This window comes from Bradyrhizobium genosp. SA-3 (assembly GCF_004212635.1).
Lineage (GTDB): Bacteria > Pseudomonadota > Alphaproteobacteria > Rhizobiales > Xanthobacteraceae > Bradyrhizobium.
Genome location: NZ_PSRT01000141.1, coordinates 1 through 21,618, shown reverse-complemented (window position 1 = coordinate 21,618; position 21,618 = coordinate 1). Strand labels below are relative to the sequence as shown.

The following is a 21,618-nucleotide window of genomic DNA, read 5'->3' as shown; positions in this document are numbered from 1 at the left end:
GCCCAGAACGCGCGCGTCATAGGGATCGACGTAGAGCGAGGCCGACCTCCCGCCCTGCCCATCACGCGCGAAGCGGACCCGCACGGCGGCAGCTGGATCGCTCGACAGCATCACGGCCGAGACCTGACCGACGTCCTGCTCCGCCTTCAGCCGGGCGACCAGCTCGTCCGGCATCAGCGCCGGCGCGGGGCGCGGCGCCACCTGCATGATTTCCGCGTCGAGATGATCGACGATCTCGTCCTCAAAACTCATGATCGCGCCGGTCAGCGCGATCAAGGCGAGCAGCAGCGCGAGCACCAGGCCCGCGATGGAATGGACCTGGAGCAGGACAGCCTTGATTGTGTGCCCGAGCCGCGCTGCCATCGCTAGAACTTCACCGTTGCCGACAGCGATACCCGGCGCGCGTCACCGATGGCGACGTTCAGATTGTTGACGGCGGAGGGATAATAGACGGTGTCGAACAGATTCTTGACGTTGAACTGATAGATCACCGGGAACTGCTTGTACTTCGTCTCGTAAGTCGCAAAAATGTCTGCGACGACATAGGATGGCAGGAAGAAGGTGTTGGTCGAATCGCCGGGACGGTCGCCGACATAGCGCGCGCCGCCGCCGAGGCGGAGCTGACCCGGCAAGGCGGTGCCGAAGTCATAGACAAGATAGAGCGAGGCCGTGTTCAAGGCGACGTTTTGCAGCTTCCTGCCATACAGCGTCGGATCCTCGGACGCCGTCACCCGGGCGTCGGTATAACCATAGCTGCCGATCATGGCCCAGCTGTCGCTGAGCCTGCCGGTGACGTCCACTTCGACGCCACGCGAGCGGGCGCGGCCGACAGTGTGGAGCTCCACTACGCCGGCGCTATTGGTTTTCGTCGTCTGAACGTTCTTCTTGTCGAGGTCGTACAGCGCCACGGTGCCGGAAATGCGCTGGTTGAAATCGAACTTGACGCCGGTCTCGTATGACACACCTTCTTCCGGCGCGACACGGGAATCGATCACAACGCCGATCGGAGCGATCGTCGAATTCGGCTTCAGCGATTCGGTGTAACTCGCATAAAGCGAGATCTGGTCGGTGAGCTTGAAGATGGCGCCGCCGAGCGGGAGCACCTTGTCCTGGGATACGTTGGTGTTGGTGTTAAACGGTTTTCCGCGTCCGGCGATCTGATCGTAGTCCATGTAGCGCACGCCGCCGACAAGTGCGAATCGCTCGGTGAGATGCAGCGTGTCCTGGAAGAACAGCGACCACTGGCCGAGCTTGTCGGTCTGGGCGCTATCGGGGTTCGACGCCGTCGTGCCCGGTCCGATCAGCCCATAGACGGGATTGTAGACATTGAAGACGGGAGTTGCCTGGCGGATCAAAACGTCGCGGTAGATGGTGCGATACTGGCCATCGCCGCCGAACAGCACCTCGTTGCGCATGTCGCCGAGCCAGAAGCCGCCCGAGACATAGGAGGTCCCGTAACTGACGTTGCTGAGCGAGCTTCCCGTGCCGTCATTGCTACGCGTCTCGGCACCGGTCGTGAAGTTGATGCCAGTGATGCGGAGCTGGTTGGCGCTGAAGGTTTCCGTGTTGTAGCTGTAGCCGGCGTAAAGCTTCCAATCCTGGTTGAAGCGGTGCTCGACCGACGCCTGGATCAGGTCCGACGTGCCCCACGTGTTGTTGAACGGCTCGTCGAGCCGGCGGTCGGCGGGAACTGCCAGCGGCGCTTTCGTCACCGGATTGAACGCCGTACCGCGGTCGAACGGATAGATGAACTCGCGATGCTCGTAGTTGAGCTGAACCGTCGTGTCCTGGCCGTACCAGGCCAGCGACGGCGCGACGAGCATCTCGCGGTGGCGGCCGAAATTGCGCCAATAGTCCTCGCTGACGCCGTAGCCGATGAAGCGATAGGCAAGGCCCTGGTCGCCGATTGGACCGGTGACGTCGAGCAGACCGTCGGCACCGGTCTTGGAAGCGCTGAAGGTCGAGCCGAGCAGCGTGACCGAACCTTGCTGATAGAGCTCGGGACGCTTGCTGATGGTGTTGACGATGCCGCCGGGATCCATGATGCCGTAGAGCAGCGAGGCCGGGCCCTTCAGCACTTCGACGCTTTCGACGGAGGCGTTGAGGCTGCGGCCCTGCACCAGCGGCATGCCGTTGCGCATGATCGAGCCGTCGCGATTGTCGCCGAAGCCGCGGCGGATCACCGCGTCCTGGCTACCCGCGAGCGTATTGGTCTGGGTGATGCCGGAGACGTTGCCGAGCGCATCGTCAATGTTGCGCGGTAGCTGGTCCTTCAGGACCTGCGCGGGGACGACGTTGACCGCCTGCGAAGTGTCGAGCGGCGAGGCGCCGCTGCGCAGCGTGGTCGCGCTCGGCATGGCGCGGTAGCCGAGCTTTGCGGCTTGCTGCACCGCGGCTTCTGCGGCGGCACGCTCCGAGAGCGTTGGTGCGGCGGGCGCGGGATTGCGATTGCGCTGACGCGCTGCGGTTTGCGCGCCGCGTGACGACTGTTCAGATGCGCGCGCCGGCTTTTGCCGCTGCGCCGGCGCTTCCACCGTCACCGGCGGCAGTGCGGATTGCGCCTGCGCGGCCGTCGTGTTGGAGGGAGATTCGACGAGCAGCACGGCCGCTCCGATGAGAAGACCTGCACGGCTCTTGCCGGCACGAGTTCGACGGCCGCTGACGCGTTGGCCATCCAGATAAGCACGCACGTTCGATTCACTTCCAGGTCAGACGCAGCATTGAAGTTGGCGCGTCTAACAGTCGCGGCGAGTGAAGAGAACCGTAAGCGGACTTGAATCGCTCTAGTATCGAACCGTTCTAAGAACAGATCGGCGCTGAATCGCAATCTGCAATTGCCTTGGCACCGACCGCGGCACGCAGCACGCGAATTGGCCGCGGCGTGTCGCGATCTTGCGCGATCTCAGGCGATGGCAGGCGCCATCAACGCATCGAGCTTCCGCAGGAACGCGGAGCCGTCGGACAACGCGCGGAGCGGCGGACGCACACGCAGCCAGCCGGCATCGCCCGTCTGCGCCGCGAGGATTCCCTTCAGCGTGGCGACCAGAGATGGCGTCTTCACCACGACATCGATCGCGGCCTGCATGCGCGCTTCGACATCCTTGCCGTCGACCATGCCCTTGACCAGCTCGGGCGCGACATTGGCCATGCCGCAGATGGTGCCGGCGCCGCCGGCGGCGATCGCACGGGCGATGTCGGCTTCGTTGCCGACGGTGATGGCGAGTTCGGGCGCGGCTTTGCGGAACGCCTGGAATTGCTTGAAGTCGCCACTGGAGTCCTTCAGGCCCGCAACCAGCTTGCCGTAGCGCTTGCGCAGATTCGCAGCGGCGCTGGTCGGGATCGCAACCCCCGAGACCTGCGGGATGTGATAGAGCGAGGCGCGCAGGCGATCGTCGGCGACGCCGTCGATGATCGCGGCGAATGCATCCTCGATGCCCTCAGGCGTGACGCTGCGGTCGAAGTAAGGCGGCAGCAACAGGACGTGACGCAGGCCGAGGCCAAGGACGGCGCGCGTCAATGCGATGCTGTCGGTGATGGCGGGGAAGCCGCCGCCGATGCCGATGCGCTCCGGTGCGACGCCGGCCTTGAGCATGGCTTCGATGGTCGCAACGCGCTCAGAGACATTGAACGAGGTGCCCTCGCCGGTGGTGCCGAACAACACGACACCATCGACGCCCTTGCCGAAGAGTTGCTTGGCATGCGCCGCGAGCTTTGCGGGGTCCACGCTGCCGTCCGTCGCCAGCGGCGTCGCCGACGCCACCCAGAACCCGCGAATTGCCTCCGTCATCACACCGCCCTTTGCTGCGACCTCGAGCGACGCCTCTGATTTCCAACGGATCTCAAAGCGCTAATCGAGCTTTGTTTTTGCTTTACTTTCCATCTTGTACCTTACATACAAGACAGAAGCAAATCCTTTCAGCGCGCCATGGGCGCAGTCAGATCTGAGGAGGTCTCGCATGGACATGGTGACCCCGAATGAGCGTCCTGACCAACTGCTTGGCGCCTTGCGCGACAAGCTCGGCGCGGCCGCGGTGCTGACCGGCAGCGACGTGCCGGCGCGCAATTGCAACGACTGGAGCGCGAGCCTGCCGCAGACACCGCTCGCAGTGATCCGTCCGCTCGATGCGCAGGGCGTTGCCGATGCGATTCTGACCTGCCGGCAGGCGCGGCTTCCCTTCGTGCCGCAGGGCGGATTGACCGGGCTGTGCCGCGGCGCCTCGCCCGAGACAGGCTGGGTCGCGATCTCGCTCGAGCGCATGACCGGGATCGAGGAGATCGATTCTGCCTCGGCGACGATGACGGTGAAGGCTGGCACGCCGCTGGAGACGATTCAGAAGGCCGCGGACGAGGCCGGCTTCTTCTTCCCGCTCGATCTCGGCTCGCGCGGTTCCTGCGCGATCGGCGGCAATCTCTCGACCAATGCCGGCGGCAACCGCGTGATCCGCTACGGCATGACGCGCGAGCTGGTGCTCGGGCTCGAAGTGGTGCTGCCCGACGGCACCATCGTCACTGGCCTCAACAAGCTGATGAAGAACAACGCCGGCTACGATCTGAAGCATCTGTTCATCGGCTCGGAAGGCACGCTCGGCATCATCACCCGCGTGGTGCTGCGGCTGTTTCCAAAGCCGCGCTCGACCATGGCCGCGCTCTGCGCGCTGAAGAATTATGCCGCGGTGATCGCGCTGCTCGGCGCCGCGCGCAGCGGGCTCGGGCCGCTGCTGTCGGCCTTCGAGGTGATGTGGCCGGACTATTGGGACGTGATTACGATGCGCGCCGGCGTGAAGCCGCCGGTCGCGGCAGGCCACGGCCTCTACGTGCTGGTGGAGGCGCAAGGCACCGACGAGAGCTTAGATGCACCGCGCTTCCAAAACTGGCTCGAAGAGCTGATGGAGCGCGGGCTTTTGGCGGACGCCGCCGTGGCGCAGTCGCTGGCGCAAACGCAAGCCTTCTGGCGCGTGCGCGACATCTGCGCCGAATTCGGCCAGGTGCTGGGGCCGCACATCTCCTACGACATCGGGCTTGCGGTGGCGCGGATGGACGAGTTCGCGACGCGCTGCAAAGCCGCGCTCGCGAGAGGCATCAAAGGCTGCGAGAGCGTCTATTACGGCCATATCGGCGACGGCAATCTGCATCTGGTCTCCTGGGTCACGGGTCTCTCCGTCGCGCAGCAGCCGAAGGAGGAGATGGACGCGATCATCTATGGTCTGGTGCGCGAGATGGGCGGCAGCGTCTCCGCCGAGCACGGCATCGGCACGCTGAAGAAGAAGTGGCTCGGTCATGCCAGGAGCGAGGCCGAGATCGCGCTGATGCGAACGCTAAAGGCCGCGCTCGATCCCGAGCATCTGCTCAATCCCGGCAAGGTGATCTGACCAGAGAGCCCATGAAGTCGCTGAAGCTCGATACGCCGAAATCGCTGTCGCAGCGGGTGATGCAGCGGCTGCGCCAGGCCATCATCGACGGCGAGTTCGCGCTCGGCGCCGCCATCTCCGAGGAGATGGTGGCAAATTCCTTCGGCGTCAGCCGCACGCCGGTGCGCGAGGCGATGGGCCAGTTGCAGGCGCAGGGACTCGTGGTGATCCGGCCGCAGGTCGGCAGCTTCGTGTTCACGCCGAGCGCAGAGGACATCCATGCGCTCTGCACCTTCCGCATCGCGCTCGAGCCGAAAGCAGCCGAGCTCGCCTTCCGCCACGATCGCGACGGCGCAATCGCGACAATGAACGCAGCGATCGCCGCGATGGAGCCGGCGATCGCCGCAAAAGACAACATCGCCTATGGCCGCGCCGACGCCGCCTTTCACGAGGCGCTGTTCGCCCATTGCGGCAACCGTTACCTCGCCGAATCCTATCAGCTCGTCTCCGGCCGCGTCGCCGCGCTCCGCACCAATTTGACCTCGCCGATCGACGTGCGCACCCGCTCGTCCTTCGACGAGCATCGCAGGCTGCTCGATCTGTTCGCGCGGGGCGAGCACGCGGCCTTCGAAGCATTGATGACGACGCACATCACCAATTCGGGCGTGGTCTATGCCAAAGCCTTGAAAGTGGAGGCGCTGAAAGTGGAGGCGCCGCAGATGGACGCGCCGAAGGTCGATTGAGCGCCGTCACGGCCCCTCCCTCGATCCCGGCCTGTCCAGAAAATCCAGCGCGGTGTTGATCTGTTCGAGCTGGTGCTCGAGCCTGTCGCGGTCTTCGACCGACTGCGCCGTCTCGAGCTGTTCCACGAGCTTCTGCTTCCGCATCAGCAAGTTCTCTATGACCGTGCTCACAATTCCCCCATCGCCAGAGGCGAAGATCAGGGCAATGTTCAGACCCGGACGCGAGCGCACGCGACCTGGGCCCACATCGACCCTCCATCAGAATGTTCGCGGAGGCCGATGGTTCCTGCGGGTGAACCACGACGCGTCAGATGGAACTATCGGCGCCGGGCCGGCGCACGCTTCATCGCTGCTGGAGGTGATTCTCCTTGGCCATGGAGCAATCGCACATCCCATGCGGGACACAGCGCTGTCCTCGCACGGTTGACGTGATACGATTCTTCAAAACAACATCGCCTGTTCGGGCGGAGGAGGGAGGCGTGCCATGCACAAGGTCTGGATCGAGGCGGCATTGAACGGGCCCTGGAGCCGCGCGCTTCAGCCCGGCATTCCCGACACGATCGAAGCGATCATCGCCGAGGGCATCGTCTGCGCCCGTGCTGGCGCTGCAATCATTCACACGCACGCCTATGACGGCGGCGGACCACAGACCTTCGACTGGCAGGTCTATGCCCGCATCATCGAGGGCATTCGTGCCGAGGTCGACGTGCCTGTCTATCCCTCCATTCCCGGCCTCGATGCGCGCGGCAATGTGGCCGACCCCAAAGCGCGCTTCGCCCATATCGAGGCGCTGGCTGAACGCGGCCTGCTCGAATTCGCTGTGGTCGATCCCGGCAGCGTCAACTTCACGCTGACCGCGACGACGGCGGAGGCAAAGCCGGCGGACACCTATCTCAATCCGGAGACCCACATCCGGCATGGGCTGGGCGTTGCCGCGCGCCACGGCATCCACCCTGCCTTCGCCATCTACGAGCCTGGCTTCATCCGCGCCGGCGCAGCGCTGGCGCGCGCGAGCGGCGTGAAGACGCCGATCTACCGCTTCATGTTCTCGCAGCAATTCGCGTTCTGCTTTCCACCGAAGCCTTACGGACTTGCCGCGCTTGTCACGCTGACCGAAGAGGAGGCGGCCGGAGCACCCTGGATGGTCTCCGGCCTCGGCGTTGACGTCACGCCGCTGATTCCCGAGATGATTGCTCGCGGCGGTCATATCCGCGTCGGGCTCGAGGACGCGCTGCTGGGCGCGACGACGACCAATCTCCGCCTCGTCGAGGGCGCCGTGCGGATGGTACGCGAGCACGGCGGCGAACCGGCGACGATCGCCGAGGTCCGGCAGTTGCTCGCGGACGGCTGAAGGGTGCCTGCCGGGCGAATCGCAAATTGCGACGCCCGGCCGGATCGCACTACTTCTTGGTGATGTTCCAATAGACCGGGACCGCGCCTTTCACGATGCCATCGACATTGCCGCGCACGGCTCGCACCAGATAAAGCTGTGCAGCCGGCCAATACGGCACATACTCGACAGCGCGGAGCTGGAGCTCGGCTGCGATCTTCCTTTTCTGCTCGGGATCTGCCGCAAACGCGAATTCGTTGCGCAGCTTCTCGATTTGCTCGTCGCAAGGCCAGCCGAACCAGGCCTTTTCACAATTTGCGCGCAGTCCAAGATGGCCGACCGGCTCGAACATGTCGGCCCCTGTCGGTCCCGACATGAACAGCGACCAGCCGCCCTTGTCGACGGTTTCCTTGGATGCGCGGCGTCCGACCAACGTGCCCCAGTCCATCGCCTGCGGCTCGACCTTGAGGCCGATCTGCCGCATCAGCTGCTCAGCGACGAGGCTGAACGTATTTGTCGGCCCGCTTTCGGTCGCGTGCAGCACCACAACCGGCGTGCCGTCATAACCACTCTCGGCGATCAGCTTCTTGGCCTTTTCGATATCAGGCTTCGTCCACCCGGCGGCCGTGAAATAGGGCGACGAGCACATGTAGAAGCTCGGGCAGTTCTTGTAGAGCTTGGGATCGCTGACATAGGCTCGCGCGAATTTCTCCTGGTCGATCATGTAGCTGATCGCCTGCCGGACCTTTGGATTGTTGAACGGCGGGACCGTCGTGTTCATGCGGAACACCATTTGCATACCGAGCGTGTCCTGCGGCATGGTCTTGATGTCGGAGTTGCCGGCAAGTGTCGGCAGGAAGTCGGGCGGCACCTCCTCAAAAATGTCAATCTCACCGGCCTGGAGCGCGTTGAGCGCGGTCTGCGCGTCCGGGATGTAATGCCATTCGACGCGGTCGACCTTGGCGAGCTTGCCGCCGGCCAGCCCGCTCGCCGGCTCCGAGCGCGGTTTGTAGGACGGGTTCTTGACATAGACGACCTTGGAGCCCGGAACCCACTCGTCCTTCTTCATGATGAAGGGACCGGAGCCGGTCGCATCCGTGATGGCGGTATCCACCGGCGTCGCCGCGATCGCCTTCGGCATGATGAAGGGCACGTTGGAGCTCGGCTTGGAGAGCGCCTCGATCACCAGTCCCCACGGACGCTTGAGCTTCAACTCGAAGGATTTTTCGTCCTTGACCGTCAGGCTGTCGCTGACCGAGGCAAGCTGTTGGCCAAGGCCATCGCGCTGCCACCAGCGCTTGAGCGAAATGACCGCATCCTCCGCGGTGACCGGCTGGCCGTTGCTGAAAGTCAGGCCGCCGCGCAGCGTGAAGATATAAGTGAGCTGATCGCTGCTGACCGTAAACAACTCGAGCATCTGCGGCTGCGCGACGAGCTTCTCATCCAGCGAGAACAGCGTGTCGTAGACCATATAGCCGTGGTTACGAACCATATAGTCGGACGTGATCACGGGATCGATCTGCTTGAGATCGCCGAAGGGGCGGATCTTGAGCACCGTCTCCGCAACAGCAGGCGGTGTTGCGCTCAGCAAACCTGCCGCGACCATGCCGGCAAATATTCTGGTCCCCCAGTTCATTTTGGTACTCCTCCCGTTTACTGTTTCTCGGCGATCGCATCGGCGGCCACCACCCAGCCCGGACGCGAAGCGTCGAAGCGCGGCAGCGATCGTGCGTGGTGACAGGCCATGACATGGCCGGGCGCGATCTCGGTCATCGCCGGCGCTTCTTTCGCGCAGATGTCCGTCGTGAACGGACAGCGCGTGCGGAAGCGGCATCCGGACGGCAGCGAAGCGGCGCTCGGCACCTCGCCTTCGAGCGCCGCGCGGCGGCGTCGGTTGCGCGGGTGGACCGCGGGAACGGAATCGATCAACGCTCGCGTATAGGGATGCGCCGGTGCAGCGAACACGACCTCCGCCGGCCCCTGCTCGACGATGGCGCCGAGATACATCACCGCCACGTCATCCGCGAGATAACGCACCACAGCGAGATCATGCGAGATGAAGAGATAGGAGATCCCGATCTCGCGCTGCACGTCCTTCAGAAGATTTAGGATTTGAGAGCGGATCGACACGTCGAGTGCGGCGACCGCCTCGTCTGCGACGATCAGCGCAGGATCTGCGGCGAGCGCCCGCGCGATGCCCAGGCGCTGCCGCTGCCCGCCCGACAGATGATGCGGCAGACGTGCGCGAAAATGTTGGGGCAGGCCGACCTGGTCGAACAGGCGCGCGACCTTGCGCCGTCGCGACATGGCATCGCCGATGCCAAAATTCTGCAGGGGCTCTTCGACGATCTCCGCCGCCGTCATGCGCGAGTTGAGGCAGGCGAAGGGATCCTGGAACATCATCTGCACCTGCTGGCGCTTCTTCCGCAGCGCCTCGCCGGAGAGATTGCCAAAATCCTCGCCATTGATGCGGACGGAGCCGGCCGTCGGCTGCAACAGGCGCACGACCATGCGGCCGATCGTGGTCTTGCCGCAGCCGCTTTCGCCGACAAGGCAGAATGTGCGTCCGCGCGCGACGGCGAAACTGACGTCGTCGACCGCGCGAAGTTCGCGCCGGCCGAACAGGCCGAACGGCCCCATCCGCGAGGTGAAGATCTGGGTCAGGCCGGAGACTTCGAGGACGGCGCTCATGCAGGCCTCACCGCGCCGGCCTTGCCCAGCCAGCATGCCGCCAGGTGCTCGCCTGCGCCCGATAACAGCGGCAGCTCGGACTGACACACCGGCATTGCCACGCAGCAGCGCTGGCGGAAGGCGCAGCCGGTGCCGAGCGAGGCCGGGCTCGGCACGCTGCCGGGGATTTCAGCGAGACGATCGCGGGTGCCGCTATTGAGTTGGCCGATCGCACCAAGCAGGCCGCGCGTATAGGGATGGGCCGCGGCATCGAAGATGTCGTTGACGCCGGCCTGCTCGACGATGCTGCCGGCATAGAGCACAACGACACGGTCGGCCATTTCCGCGACCACTCCAAGATCGTGCGTGATCAGCAGCACCGACGTGCCGAACTCGCGACGCAGATCGTCGATCAGAGTCAGGATCTGGGCCTGGATGGTGACGTCGAGTGCGGTGGTCGGCTCGTCGGCGATCAGCAATGCGGGGCGCAGAGCGAGCGCCATCGCAATCATCACCCGCTGCCGCATGCCACCGGAGAGCTGGTGCGGAAATTCGGAGGCTCGCCGTCTCGCATCCGGAATGCGGACGAGATCGAGCAGGCCGATCACCTGCTGCCGTGCGTCCGCCTCGGACACGCCGCGATGCTCGACGATCACCTCGGCGATTTGTTCGCCAATCCGCAACAGCGGATTGAGTGACGTCATCGGCTCCTGGAACACCATGGCGAGACGATCGCCTCGGAGTTTGCGCATCTCCTCGGCACCGAGCGTGACGAGATCGCGCCCGTCGAAGAGGATGCGGCCGGACGCGACCTGCATGACGTTGCGGTTAAGCAGGCCAATGATGGAGAGCGCGGTCAGGCTCTTGCCGCAACCGCTCTCGCCGACGAGGCACAGCGTTTCACCCGGAGCGATCGCGAATGAGACGTTGCGAACGAGCGGCACCGAAGCGCCTCGCGCCTTGAGCGCAATCGAGAGGTTCTCGACGGAGAGCAGCGGCGCACTCATCGCACCTCGCCTCCCCCAAGGCTCGGATCGAGCAGATCGCGAAGGGCATCACCGAGCAGGTTGGCGGCGAGCACCGTGATCGCCAACATCAAGGCGGGAAAGCCGAGGATCCACGGCGCGATCTGGAGGAACTGCCGGCCCTCCGACATCATGTTGCCCCAGCTCGGCACATCAGGCGGCGTGCCCGCGCCGAGAAACGACAGGATCGATTCCAGGATCATCGCGGAGGCAAAGACGTAGGTCGATTGCACCATGATCGGCCCGGCGGCGCCGGGCAGGATATGACGGCGCAGAATGGTCGCGGTGCGCCCGCCGCAGGTGATGGCAGCCTCGACATAGACGCGTTCACGCAAAGTGAGGACGCTGGCGCGCACCACCCGCGCCATACGGGGAATTTCGGGCAGGCTGATCGCCGTGACGATCACGATAGGCGAAGCGCCAATCAGCGCCACGAGCGCGATCGCGAGCAGGATCGCGGGGATCGCCATGACCGCATCCATCGCGCGCATCACGATCCTGTCGACGCTGCGGAAGTAGCCGGCGATGACACCGATGCTCACGCCGATCAGGGTGGTGAGACTTGCAACGGCAATACCGACCGACAGCGAGACGCGCGTTCCCCACAGCGCGCGAGCGAACACGGGCCGACCGACCTGATCGGTGCCGAATGGTTGCGCGAGCGACGGCGACTGAAGCCGGCTCAGCGGGTCGAGCGCGGCGGGATCCGCGGTGATCCACGGGCTCACCACGGCCAGCGCGCCAAAGGCGAGCAGCAGAGCGCAGCTGAGAGCCAGCATAGGCTGACGGACCGGCAGGCTCGCGATCCGCGCAAGCCGGTTGACGCGGATGTCCGCCGTATCGAGCCCTTCTGCTGCGGAGGTGACCGTCATCGGCTCGGCCCGCATCAGTACCGGATCCGCGGATCGACGACGGCGTAGAGAATGTCGACCACGAGATTGACGATGACGTAGACGAAGGCGAACAGCAGGATCAGCGCTTGCACCACCGGATAGTCGCGCCGGAGAATCGAATCGGCCGTCAGCCGGCCGAGGCCGGGGATGGAAAACACGGTCTCGGTGACGACGACGCCACCGAGGAGCGCGGCAAATCCGATGCCGACGACCGTGATGATCGGGACCGCGGCATTGCTGAGCACGTGCCGCGCGATGATCTTGCGAGCCGCGAGTCCCTTGGCATGGGCGGTGCGGACATAATCTTCGCGCAGCACCTCCAGCACCGCGGCGCGCGTCACCCGCGCGATCAGGGCGATATAGAGAAAGGATAGCGAGATCGCGGGCAGCACCAGCGAATGCAGGCAGGCCAATACGCCCTGCGACAGCGGCCTGTAACCCTGCACCGGAAACCAGTGCAGGCCGAGCGCGAGCGTATAGACAAGCGCGAAAGCGACGACGAAGACCGGCAGTGAAAAGCCGAGCACCGCCCCCGCCATGGTTATGCGCGCTACCAGCCCCCTGGGACGATAGGCGGCGACGAGGCCAAGCGGCACGGCGACGACGACCGCAATCGTGATCGTCATGAGCGAGAGAAGCAGCGTCGGCTCGATGCGCTGCGCGACAAGCTGCGAGACCGGGATGCGGCTGAACAGCGACAGGCCAAAATCACCGCTCACCATGCGCCCCGCCCATGCGAGAAAACGCGGCAGCAGCGGCAGATTGAGTCCAAGCGCCTGGCGCACCGCCTCCACCTGCTGCGGTGAGGCGAAGTCACCGGCGATCAACACGGCCGGATCGCCCGGCACGAGGCTCAGCAGCAGGAAGACGAATACCGCGACAGCGAGCAGTACGGGAATGGCCGCGAACAGCCGGCCCAGCACATAGCCAGTCATGCCGCGCCCTCCGGCCTGCGAATGCAGCCCGGCGATCGCCGGACGCAATCCCCGCTCCGCACCAGTGCCTCCCTGAGCAAGTTAAACGTTTTTTCTAATGAAGCACGGCTGTCTGGCATTCGCAACTGTCCAATACCCTTTTCGTGAAGCTTTTGCCTTGCCCAGGCCCCGATCGGAACGATAAAGAAAACGTTTAACGGGAGGAGCTGATGTCGGGAGGGCCGCTGCCCACCATCCACGAGGTCGCGCGGCTGGCCGGCGTTTCCGTCGCCACCGTGTCGAAGACGCTCAACCGGTCGGGCAAGGTCAGCGAACTGCTCCAGGACCGCGTCAATGCGGCAGCCCAGAAGCTCGGCTATGCGCCGCATGCCAGCGCCCGCAGCCTGCGCAGCGGCGCCACGCGCTTCCTCGGGCTGCTTGTGGCGGATCTCGCCAATCCCTACTTCCTGAAGCTCGTCGAGAGCATCGAGCGGTTGTCGAGCGCCGCAGGTTATTCGGTCATTCTCTGCAACAGTGCCGAAGACCCCGAGCGCGAGGAGCGGCATCTTGCCATGCTGCTGTCGCAGCGTGCCGACGGCGCCATTGTCATCCCGACCCGGCGCGGCTGGAGCGGACGCCAGGCCGCGCTTGCGAACCTGCCGATGCCCGGCATTTTGGTGGACCGACGCATCGAGGGACTCGAGCTCGATTCGGTCACGACCGACAATGTCGCGCTGGGACGGCTTGCGGCCGAACACCTCGACGATCTCGGCCATCGCCGCATCGCCGTGATCATGGGTTCGCCCGAGCATCAGATCGCGCGCCACCGGCTCGATGGACTGAGAAGCGGCTTGGCCTCGCGCGGCGTCACGCTCGACGAACGGCTGATCGAGAAGGACAATTTTTCGGAGGCCGCCGGTCATGCCGCTGCATTGCGGCTGCTCGGGCATGCGCAGCGGCCAACCGCGATCTTCGCCACCAACAATCATCTCTCGCTCGGATTGCTTCGCGCCATTGCCGAGCGCGGGCTCTCCATTCCCGACGACCTCTCCGTCATCGCAGTGGACGAGCTTCCATGGGCCGGGCTGGTGCGGCCGGGCATGACCGTCGTAACGCAGCCATCCGAGGCGATCGCCGAGACCACGATCTCGACCTTGCTGTCGCGCATTTCGGAGGGACGCTCTGGCGCCGAGGACGAAGCGAGATCGATCCAGCTTCAGCCGGCGCTCGTGGTGCGCGGGTCCACCGCCGCGATCCGGACATAGACATGAGTGATGCGTCCGGCCTTGCGCCTTGCACCGGCATTCTTGCGCTGCCCGCCGTCGACGCCATCGCCGAGATTCGCAGAGGCCATCTGTCACCGCTCGATGTGGTCGAAGCCACGATCGGCAGGATCGAGGCGACGGATGCGGGGATCAACGCGATTCCGGTTCGCTGCTTCGAGGCCGCACGCGGTGAAGCACGGCGGCTGATGGAGAGAAAGGCTGGGGGCGAAGACTGGCCCCTTCTCTGCGGCCTTCCGCTCGCGGTCAAGGACAACACCGATGTCTCGGGCGTGCCGACCAGCGGCGGCAGCGCGCTGACGGCCCGCCGCGCGCCGGACGTATCGAATCCGGCCATCGACCGCCTCCAGCGCAACGGCGCCATCATTGTCGGCAAGAGCAATCTGTCGGAGCTCGGCGGCGCCAACACCACCAACGCGCTGTTCGGCGCGACGCGCAATCCGTTCTATCCCGCGCTGACTTCGGGCGGCTCCTCCGGCGGTTCGGCGGCAGCGCTGGCTGCGCATCAGGTCTATCTCGCCCACGGCAACGATGTCGGCGGCAGCCTGCGCACGCCGGCCGCGTTCTGCGGCGTTGCGGGGCTGAGGCCCACACCGGGCCTCGTGCCAAGAAAGCCGCTGTCCGACCCCTTCGACACCGTCTTCGTCGAGGGGCCGATGGCGCGGACGATTCCCGATCTTGCCTTGATGCTGGATGCGATGGCCGGCTTTCATCCGCCTGATCTGTTGTCGCGCGGGCAACCCGCGTCATTCCGAAACGCCGCCGCACAGCCGGGATGGGCGGGACGAATTGCGGTGTCCGAGGACCTCGGCCTGTTGCCGGTCGATCAGGACATTCGTTCCGGCTTCCGCGGCGCGATCGATCGGCTCCAGCGCGCCGGCTGCAAGATGAGCGAGACCGCACCTGATATCGCCGGGCTGCCGCGCGTGATCCGGGCTCTGCGCGGTCTGGCGTATCTTGCCACCTGGGGCAGACTTTGGCCGCAATCGCGCGACCGCTTCACGCCCGAAGTTGCCGGCGACATCGCGCATGGCGAAAGCCTGTCCGCAAGAGACATCGCGTCCGCGATGGAGCAGCGGGCGGCAATCTACCGGCGCATGCAGGACTTCTTCACGGAGTTCGACATCCTGATCTGCCCGACCACACAGGTCGCGCCCTTCCCCGTCGAGATCATGTGGCCGGCCGAGATCGAGGGCACCGCATCCGAGAGCTACATCGATTGGATCATGATCACCTATGTCTGGTCGATCCTCGGCTGCCCCGCGCTCGCGGTGCCCGCCGGCCGCGACCAGGCCGGCATGCTCATCTCCTTGCAGATCGTCGGCCCGCCGCACAGCGAGGAGCGCCTGATCTCCTTCGCTGCCCGGATCGAGCAGGCGTTTTTCTCACGGCCCTGAGGAACCTCGGAGCCGGGGAACCCCGACCTTTCACGCGCCCGTCGGTTGAATTCGGGGCCCTGGAGCCCTATCCCTAGCCCCCATGGACACCCAGATCATCACCGCCGAAAAACCCCTGATGGCGCAGGCGCGCCCGCGCAAGCCGGCGCCGTTCCTCCCCATGAGCCGCGCCGAGATGGATGCGCTCGGCTGGGATGCCTGCGACATCGTGCTGGTGACCGGGGACGCCTATGTCGATCATCCGAGCTTCGGCATGGCGATCATCGGCCGCCTGCTCGAGGCGCAAGGTTTTCGCGTCGGCATCATCGCGCAGCCTGACTGGCATTCGGCCGAGCCGTTCAAGGCGTTGGGCAAGCCGCGCGTGTTCTTCGGCGTCACCGGCGGCAACATGGACTCCATGGTGAACCGCTACACCGCGGACCGCCGTCTGCGCCATGATGACGCCTATACGGCTGGCGGCGAAGGCGGCCAGCGGCCGGACCGCTGCACCATCGTCTATGCGCAGCGCTGCCGCGAGGCGTTCAAGGATGTGCCGATCGTGCTCGGCGGCATCGAGGCCTCGCTGCGCCGGATCGCGCATTACGACTACTGGTCCGACAAGGTGCGCCGCTCGGTGCTGGCCGACGCCAAGGCCGATCTCCTGCTTTACGGTAATGCCGAGCGCGCCGTCGTCGAGGTGGCGCAGCGGCTCGCTGCCGGCGAGGCGCCGCGCGAGCTCGACGACATCAGGGGTGTCGCGCTGTTCCGCCGCGTGCCGGAAGGTTATTCCGAGCTGCACGCCGACGATCTCGATTCCGCTGACGAAGGCGCATCGCGGAAGCCGGGCGCCACGGTGATCCGCCTGCCGGCGCTGGAGCAGGTCGAGCAGGATCGCGAGGCCTACGCCCGCGCCTCACGCGTGCTGCATCGGGAGAGCAATCCCGGCAATGCGCGGCCGTTGGTGCAGCGTCATGGCGATCGCGATCTCTGGCTCAGCCCGCCGCCGATCCCGCTGACCACCGAGGAGATGGACGCGGTCTACGATCTGCCTTACGCGCGCGCGCCGCATCCCTCCTATGGCGATGCACGCATCCCCGCCTGGGAGATGATCAAATTCTCGGTGACGATCATGCGCGGCTGCTTCGGCGGCTGCACCTTCTGCTCGATCACCGAGCACGAGGGCCGCATCATCCAGAACCGCTCCGAAGGTTCTATTCTTCGCGAGATCGAAAAGATCCGCGACAAGACGCCGGGCTTCACCGGCGTGATCTCCGACATCGGCGGCCCCACCGCCAACATGTACCGGATGGCCTGCAAGGACCCGAAGGTCGAGGCGGCGTGCCGGCGGCCGTCCTGCGTCTTCCCCGAGATCTGCCCGAACCTCAACACCTCGCATGACGACCTGATCCGGCTCTATCGCAAGGTGCGCGAGACCAAGGGCATCAAGAAGGTGATGGTCGCCTCCGGCGTGCGCTACGACCTCGCGGTCGAGAGCCCCGAATACATCAAGGAGCTCGTCACCCATCACGTCGGCGGCTATTTGAAGATCGCGCCCGAACATACCGAGCGCGGCCCGCTCGACAAGATGATGAAGCCGGGCATCGGCGCCTATGACCGCTTCAAGCGGATGTTCGATGCCGCCGCCGAGCAGGCCGGCAAGAAATATTACCTCATCCCCTATTTCATTGCGGCGCATCCCGGCACGACCGACGAGGACATGATGAACCTCGCGCTCTGGCTCAAGAAGAACCGCTATCGCGCCGACCAGGTGCAGACCTTCCTGCCCTCGCCGATGGCGACGGCGACCGCGATGTACCACACCGGCGTCAACCCCTTGCGCGGCGTCCGCCACGGCGGCAGCGACAAGGTCGAGGCGATCAAGGGCCTGCGCCAGCGCCGCCTGCACAAGGCGTTCTTGCGTTACCACGACCCCGACAATTGGCCGCTGCTGCGCGAGGCGCTGAAGGAGATGGGCCGCGCTGACCTCATCGGATCGCAGCCCCACCAGCTCGTCCCCGCGCACCAGCCACCCGGCACCGGCAAGGCCGCCGGCACCAAGCGGCCGGTGCGCCCCGGCGGCAGGACGCAGCGGTTCACGACCAAGGGTCTGCGGGTGATGAAGTAGCGGGCGCGTGAGCTTTCGTGCCCCCGCAACAAAAAAATATCGAAACAACCCCATGCACAGTAGCCGGCCCTAGCGGGATCAATGGCTTAGACGCTTTGCAGCGACGTTGACCCGTCGGGCAAAAAGTCGTTGCCCCGTCGGGCAACACAGGCGCATGATGGCATCATCGGGCACGTGGGATGGAGCGAGCCCGGTCTCTACCCGTATCGATATCCTCGAGCTTCACACCGCGTCCCGCACAGGAACTTAACCGTCCAACAGACAGGCCAGAAGCCTTGCATGAGCCTCGAGGTCGCGGTGATCGGTGGCGGCATCGGCGGACTTTCCGCCGCGCTGCAGCTTCTGAAGATCGGTCTCGACGTCCATGTCTATGAGCAGGCGCCGCGCATAGCCGAGATCGGCGCCGGCATCCAAATCAGCCCCAATGCTTCCAGACTGTTGGCACGCCACGGGCTGAATCCGGCAATGGACGCCGTCGGCGTGCGGCCCCTCGCGTTGCATCAGCGGCGCTGGGATGATGGCCGAACCCTGCAGCGGGCGCCCCTCGGTCCCGAGGTCGAGGCACAATTCGGCGCGGCTTACTATCACTTTCACCGCGCCGACCTGGCTAACCTGCTGGCCGACGCCCTGCCGCCGAGACGACTGCATGTCGGCCACAAGCTGCTCGGCCTGGAGCAACGCAGCGACAGGGTGACGGCGCGCTTTGACAACGGCACTTCTGCCGAAGCTGATCTACTGATCGGCGCCGACGGTATTCATAGTCGCGTACGCAACATCATCTTTGGGCCCGAAAAGCCGCGCTTCACCGGCTGCGTGGCGTGGCGCGGGCTTGTGCCGGCCGGACGCATCACTCATCTCGACATCGAGGTGGCCACGCACAACTGGATGGGGCCCGGCGGCCACTGCGTCCATTACTGGGTTTCCGCCGGCCGATTGATGAACGTGGTCTGCGTTGTCGAACACGGCAACTGGACCGCCGAGTTGTGGACCGACCGCGGCGACGTCGCCGAATTGCTTCAGCGCTACGAAGGCTGGCATCCGATCGTACGCGGTCTCATCGAAGCATTCCCCGAAACCTTCATTTGGGCCCTGCACGATCGCGCCGAGCTGCCGCGGTGGACGGAAGGTCGCGTCACCCTGCTGGGCGATGCCTGCCACCCCATGCTGCCGATGATGGCGCAGGGCGCCGCGCAATCGATCGAGGACGGCGCGGCGTTGGCGTCGCTTCTGAATGCGATGCCTGATGACGTGCCGGGCGCGCTTCGACGTTACGAGGCGGTACGCAAGCCGCGCGCCACTCGCCTGCAGGAGACGAGCGCCGCCAATCGCACGCGCTTTCATTTGCCCGACGGGCCGGAACAGCAAAGGCGCGACGAACTGATGGCCCACAGCGGCGACCGATCGCTTGCCAATATTGGCTGGCTCTACGAGCACGACGCCGCGCTGGTTGTTTGATTGCGACGACTTCAGCACGACTGCTCAATCCAAGTTTAAAGAGCATTCGATGGAGTAGCGCTGTCTGCGGCTTCGCCGCCGCAACGTGAGATGCTGGCCGATGTCCGATCCCGGGTCAAAATCGGGAAGAACACAGCGCGAGCAAATCTCGTCCGTGTCGGCTTTGCTGTCCAACAGGGCCAGAAAGAAGCTCACAAAGGCGCGCTTTGGGGAATGTACGTTCGACCCGCCGCAAGGAATGCCAAGGTCGGTCCACGGTTGGTCGAAGCGGTATGCAATCACGCCCGTCAGCAGGTTGAGCTGATCCAGCTCAGCGTGGTGGTGGACAATGAACAGGCGCGGAGTCTTTACGAGAGATTGGGCTTCCTGGAGTACGGCGTGGAGAAGAACGCTCTGAAACAAGCTGGCCGCTACTACGACTTGGCTCTTATGGCAAAGGATCTCTCGCAGCACTGAATTATTTTGCGATGCAGACATCGACTGCTCACCAGCAGGCACGATTTCCGCAATGAGTCATGAGCGGGGGTCACCGCAACTATCGTGCAACGTCCGGTATCCCGCAGACAGCCGACATGGCGATGTCCCGTTCGTCGTTCAGCTGAGCGCCAGGGGCCGAAGTCGATCAAGTTGGGCATGTATCGCCAAGAACGCGAAAGGCCGATCACTTCGCGTTCTTCTGAACTTTGGCCACGCCGGTGAAGATTTGATAAGCCCGCACGCGGATGAGGGAAACGCCATAGTCCACCGCCCTGTCATCCTCCGCGCTCCACTGCTTGTTCGGGTTCGCGTCGCGCAAAGTTTCTATCACCGATTGACGGATCTTTTGCGCCTCCTCCGGGCAAGCACTCGCGAGTACCTTCCCAAATTCGGCTACCGACAGATTGATCTGCTTCGCTTTATCCACTTCGATGAGCAAGCAATCCAAGAAAGCCGCTCCAGCCCTTACCCCAGGTGCGTTCCGCGCTTTCGCGGCCGCCTTTTTGGCAGCTTCACTCACTGCAAGAGCATGCGAGGCGTTTGCGATCGAAATTGCTGCTGCAAGCAGAAGCACTTTTTTCAAATCAGCGATGCCCAACATACTTTCAGTTCCATTTGGGTGCCGGCGGACCAAACGGATGCCCTCCTAGCATGAATTAGTTGCTAAGAGGCATCGTGCCGTTTCTGGTTCGGGGTCATGAGCGGCGGTTACCGCAACTACCGTACAACGTCCGGTCTCCCGCAGACAGCCGACATGGCGGCGGCTCATTCGCTGTTCAGCTCGGGGCCACTTCCGGACTCATGCATCGCAGCAAATTACGTTCTATTCGATCAGCTCGTCGGCGCTGGCGAGCAGGGGTGGAGGCACCAGGACCTCAATCTCTCGCCGATCGCGATCAGCGCCTGCTTGAAAGTCGTTTAGCTGAGCGTCCTAGCTAGGAGCACGGAGACAGTATCCGACACCGCGAATCGTATGGATCAGCGGATAGGCTTGCTGGTCGTCCACCTTGCGGCGCAAGCGTCCGACATAGACATCAATGATATTCGATGGATCGAAATGAAGATCCCAGACGTGCTGCAGCACCATCGCCCGCGACACGATGCGGTCTTCGTTGCGCACCAGATATTCCAGAATCTGGAATTCCTTGGGCAGAAGGAGAATCTCCTTGCCGCGCCGGCTGACGGTCCGCGAGATCAGGTCGATTGTGAGATCGCCGACGCGCAGGATCGCCTCCTCGGCGATGGCGTCGCTGCGCCGGCCAAGCGCTTCCAGTCGCGCCAACAGCTCGAGGAAGGAGAAAGGCTTGACCAGATAGTCGTCGCCGCCGGCCCGCAGGCCGCGAACCTTGTCGTCGACTTCTCCGAGCGCGCTGATGATCAGGAAGGGCGCGGCAACGCCACCGTCGCGCAACTGGCACATCACCGCAATGCCATCGATGTCGGGAAGCATGCGGTCGATCGTGATCACGGCATAGTTGTGTGCCGCACCGTGGCTCAGCGCTTCGCTGCCGCTGGAAGCCAAATCCACCTGGTATCCGCTGATCGTGAGCTGGTCCTTGAGCTCACCGGCGGTTTCCGGATCGTCCTCGACGACCAGAATGCGGCGGTAGCCACCCGTCATGGCCGTTCTCCGACGATCCCCACCAGCCTATTCAGCTTCTCTGCGCCAGAAAGTACCCAGTGGCGATCATCACAATGATGTGGGTTCGCCAGCGTTTAGTAGCCGTAGTCGTAGCACACGTTGATCCACTGCAGTCCATATCGCGTCCACACTCTGCGCCAGCAATCGTCATAGTTATAGGCGGCATAGGCGAAAGGCACGCCGATGAACGCAAAGCGGTGGAAGCGATGATGGAAGAAGCGGTGATGGAAGCGAGGCGTGAACGCAGCACGCGACGCAAAGAAGCGGGCGCCGCCGAAATGCGGACCTATCATGGGTCCGGTGCGCGGGCCTAGGCCCGTACCCGCGAAGCGGGCGC

At 64.5% G+C, this 21,618-nt stretch carries 19 protein-coding genes and 1 pseudogene; 8 read left to right on the top strand and 12 right to left on the bottom strand.

The features are described 5' to 3' along the window. The 3 genes from CWO91_RS34415 to CWO91_RS34405 all read right to left on the bottom strand — a co-directional run. Positions 1-363: PepSY domain-containing protein (locus CWO91_RS34415; protein ID WP_208753106.1), on the bottom strand; the 363-nt coding region annotated here is incomplete at its 3' end. 2 nt (positions 364-365) lie between these two features. Beyond that, positions 366-2,690, bottom strand: a complete 2,325-nt coding sequence (locus CWO91_RS34410) for a TonB-dependent siderophore receptor (protein ID WP_130219945.1) — start codon at positions 2,688-2,690, stop codon at positions 366-368. Between the two features lie 212 nt (positions 2,691-2,902). Beyond that, complete coding sequence (locus CWO91_RS34405) at positions 2,903-3,787, bottom strand: dihydrodipicolinate synthase family protein (protein WP_165405919.1); 885 nt, start codon at positions 3,785-3,787, stop codon at positions 2,903-2,905. A gap of 169 nt (positions 3,788-3,956) precedes the next feature. Between CWO91_RS34405 and CWO91_RS34400 the strand changes: the two genes are divergently transcribed. Continuing rightward, on the top strand, positions 3,957-5,369 hold the full coding sequence (locus CWO91_RS34400) for an FAD-binding oxidoreductase (RefSeq protein WP_130219943.1): 1,413 nt from the start codon (positions 3,957-3,959) through the stop codon (positions 5,367-5,369). Between the two features lie 11 nt (positions 5,370-5,380). Then, complete coding sequence (locus CWO91_RS34395; protein WP_165405918.1) at positions 5,381-6,091, top strand: GntR family transcriptional regulator; 711 nt, start codon at positions 5,381-5,383, stop codon at positions 6,089-6,091. Positions 6,092-6,097: 6 nt separating this feature from the next. Here the strand turns inward: CWO91_RS34395 and CWO91_RS43405 are convergent, their stop codons facing one another. Then, the gene (locus CWO91_RS43405) at positions 6,098-6,235 is read right to left on the bottom strand and encodes a hypothetical protein (RefSeq protein ID WP_165405917.1); all 138 of its coding nucleotides are present in this window, start codon (positions 6,233-6,235) and stop codon (positions 6,098-6,100) included. A gap of 340 nt (positions 6,236-6,575) precedes the next feature. Here CWO91_RS43405 and CWO91_RS34385 point away from each other — a divergent pair, with 340 nt between their 5' ends. Then, entirely contained in the window at positions 6,576-7,442 is an 867-nt protein-coding gene (locus CWO91_RS34385) for a 3-keto-5-aminohexanoate cleavage protein (RefSeq protein ID WP_130219941.1), read from the top strand. Between the two features lie 49 nt (positions 7,443-7,491). On the opposite strand, the gene CWO91_RS34380 is transcribed toward CWO91_RS34385, so the two are convergent. The 5 genes from CWO91_RS34380 to CWO91_RS34360 are packed head-to-tail and all read right to left on the bottom strand — an operon-like array spanning position 7,492 to position 12,944. Beyond that, positions 7,492-9,057, bottom strand: coding sequence for an ABC transporter substrate-binding protein (locus CWO91_RS34380; RefSeq protein WP_245471465.1), 1,566 nt, complete (start codon positions 9,055-9,057; stop codon positions 7,492-7,494). Between the two features lie 17 nt (positions 9,058-9,074). Beyond that, complete coding sequence (locus CWO91_RS43840) at positions 9,075-10,112, bottom strand: ABC transporter ATP-binding protein (protein ID WP_130219940.1); 1,038 nt, start codon at positions 10,110-10,112, stop codon at positions 9,075-9,077. Beyond that, on the bottom strand, positions 10,109-11,098 hold the full coding sequence (locus CWO91_RS43835; RefSeq protein ID WP_130219939.1) for an ABC transporter ATP-binding protein: 990 nt from the start codon (positions 11,096-11,098) through the stop codon (positions 10,109-10,111). Before CWO91_RS43835 ends, CWO91_RS43840 begins: the two co-directional genes overlap by 4 nt. Then, a complete protein-coding gene (locus CWO91_RS34365; protein ID WP_245471464.1) occupies positions 11,095-12,003 on the bottom strand; it encodes an ABC transporter permease in 909 nt (302 codons plus the stop codon). The genes CWO91_RS43835 and CWO91_RS34365 overlap by 4 nt, the downstream gene beginning before the upstream one ends. Further along, positions 12,003-12,944, bottom strand: a complete 942-nt coding sequence (locus CWO91_RS34360) for an ABC transporter permease (RefSeq protein ID WP_130219946.1) — start codon at positions 12,942-12,944, stop codon at positions 12,003-12,005. The genes CWO91_RS34365 and CWO91_RS34360 overlap by 1 nt, the downstream gene beginning before the upstream one ends. Before the next feature lie 209 nt (positions 12,945-13,153). Between CWO91_RS34360 and CWO91_RS34355 the strand changes: the two genes are divergently transcribed. The 5 genes from CWO91_RS34355 (at position 13,154) to CWO91_RS34335 (ending at position 19,618) form a co-directional block, all read left to right on the top strand. Beyond that, positions 13,154-14,188 (top strand): LacI family DNA-binding transcriptional regulator, encoded by a 1,035-nt coding sequence (locus tag CWO91_RS34355; RefSeq protein ID WP_130219938.1) that lies wholly within the window; start codon positions 13,154-13,156, stop codon positions 14,186-14,188. Positions 14,189-14,190: 2 nt separating this feature from the next. Beyond that, positions 14,191-15,603, top strand: a complete 1,413-nt coding sequence (locus CWO91_RS34350; RefSeq protein ID WP_130219937.1) for an amidase — start codon at positions 14,191-14,193, stop codon at positions 15,601-15,603. 82 nt (positions 15,604-15,685) lie between these two features. Then, positions 15,686-17,707, top strand: coding sequence for a YgiQ family radical SAM protein (locus tag CWO91_RS34345; protein ID WP_130219936.1), 2,022 nt, complete (start codon positions 15,686-15,688; stop codon positions 17,705-17,707). A 279-nt stretch (positions 17,708-17,986) separates the two neighbouring features. Next, entirely contained in the window at positions 17,987-19,162 is a 1,176-nt protein-coding gene (locus CWO91_RS34340; protein WP_130219935.1) for an FAD-dependent monooxygenase, read from the top strand. Positions 19,163-19,252: 90 nt separating this feature from the next. Then, positions 19,253-19,618: a GNAT family N-acetyltransferase gene (locus CWO91_RS34335; protein WP_130219934.1), complete on the top strand. Its 366-nt coding sequence runs from the start codon at positions 19,253-19,255 to the stop codon at positions 19,616-19,618. A gap of 205 nt (positions 19,619-19,823) precedes the next feature. Here the strand turns inward: CWO91_RS34335 and CWO91_RS34330 are convergent, their stop codons facing one another. The 3 genes and pseudogenes from CWO91_RS34330 to CWO91_RS34320 all read right to left on the bottom strand — a co-directional run. Beyond that, positions 19,824-20,240, bottom strand: coding sequence for a hypothetical protein (locus tag CWO91_RS34330; protein WP_130219933.1), 417 nt, complete (start codon positions 20,238-20,240; stop codon positions 19,824-19,826). Between the two features lie 330 nt (positions 20,241-20,570). Beyond that, a complete protein-coding gene (locus tag CWO91_RS34325) occupies positions 20,571-21,260 on the bottom strand; it encodes a response regulator transcription factor (RefSeq protein ID WP_130219932.1) in 690 nt (229 codons plus the stop codon). A gap of 95 nt (positions 21,261-21,355) precedes the next feature. Further along, a pseudogene (locus tag CWO91_RS34320) lies at positions 21,356-21,618 on the bottom strand (hypothetical protein); the annotation flags it as partial.

Bases quoted from the DNA above. Each gene is read 5' to 3' on its own strand.
- CWO91_RS34380 (WP_245471465.1), bottom strand. From the start codon at position 9,057: ATGAACTGGGGGACCAGAATATTTGCCGGCATGGTCGCGGCAGGTTTG.
- CWO91_RS34350 (WP_130219937.1), top strand. From the start codon at position 14,191: ATGAGTGATGCGTCCGGCCTTGCGCCTTGCACCGGCATTCTTGCGCTG.
- CWO91_RS34330 (WP_130219933.1), bottom strand. From the start codon at position 20,240: ATGTTGGGCATCGCTGATTTGAAAAAAGTGCTTCTGCTTGCAGCAGCA.
- CWO91_RS43835 (WP_130219939.1), bottom strand. From the start codon at position 11,098: ATGAGTGCGCCGCTGCTCTCCGTCGAGAACCTCTCGATTGCGCTCAAG.
- CWO91_RS34360 (WP_130219946.1), bottom strand. From the start codon at position 12,944: ATGACTGGCTATGTGCTGGGCCGGCTGTTCGCGGCCATTCCCGTACTG.
- CWO91_RS34385 (WP_130219941.1), top strand. From the start codon at position 6,576: ATGCACAAGGTCTGGATCGAGGCGGCATTGAACGGGCCCTGGAGCCGC.
- CWO91_RS34405 (WP_165405919.1), bottom strand. From the start codon at position 3,787: ATGACGGAGGCAATTCGCGGGTTCTGGGTGGCGTCGGCGACGCCGCTG.
- CWO91_RS34400 (WP_130219943.1), top strand. From the start codon at position 3,957: ATGGACATGGTGACCCCGAATGAGCGTCCTGACCAACTGCTTGGCGCC.
- CWO91_RS43840 (WP_130219940.1), bottom strand. From the start codon at position 10,112: ATGAGCGCCGTCCTCGAAGTCTCCGGCCTGACCCAGATCTTCACCTCG.
- CWO91_RS34335 (WP_130219934.1), top strand. From the start codon at position 19,253: ATGCTGGCCGATGTCCGATCCCGGGTCAAAATCGGGAAGAACACAGCG.
- CWO91_RS34395 (WP_165405918.1), top strand. From the start codon at position 5,381: ATGAAGTCGCTGAAGCTCGATACGCCGAAATCGCTGTCGCAGCGGGTG.
- CWO91_RS34365 (WP_245471464.1), bottom strand. From the start codon at position 12,003: ATGCGGGCCGAGCCGATGACGGTCACCTCCGCAGCAGAAGGGCTCGAT.
- CWO91_RS34325 (WP_130219932.1), bottom strand. From the start codon at position 21,260: ATGACGGGTGGCTACCGCCGCATTCTGGTCGTCGAGGACGATCCGGAA.
- CWO91_RS34355 (WP_130219938.1), top strand. From the start codon at position 13,154: ATGTCGGGAGGGCCGCTGCCCACCATCCACGAGGTCGCGCGGCTGGCC.
- CWO91_RS43405 (WP_165405917.1), bottom strand. From the start codon at position 6,235: ATGCGGAAGCAGAAGCTCGTGGAACAGCTCGAGACGGCGCAGTCGGTC.
- CWO91_RS34340 (WP_130219935.1), top strand. From the start codon at position 17,987: ATGAGCCTCGAGGTCGCGGTGATCGGTGGCGGCATCGGCGGACTTTCC.
- CWO91_RS34345 (WP_130219936.1), top strand. From the start codon at position 15,686: ATGGACACCCAGATCATCACCGCCGAAAAACCCCTGATGGCGCAGGCG.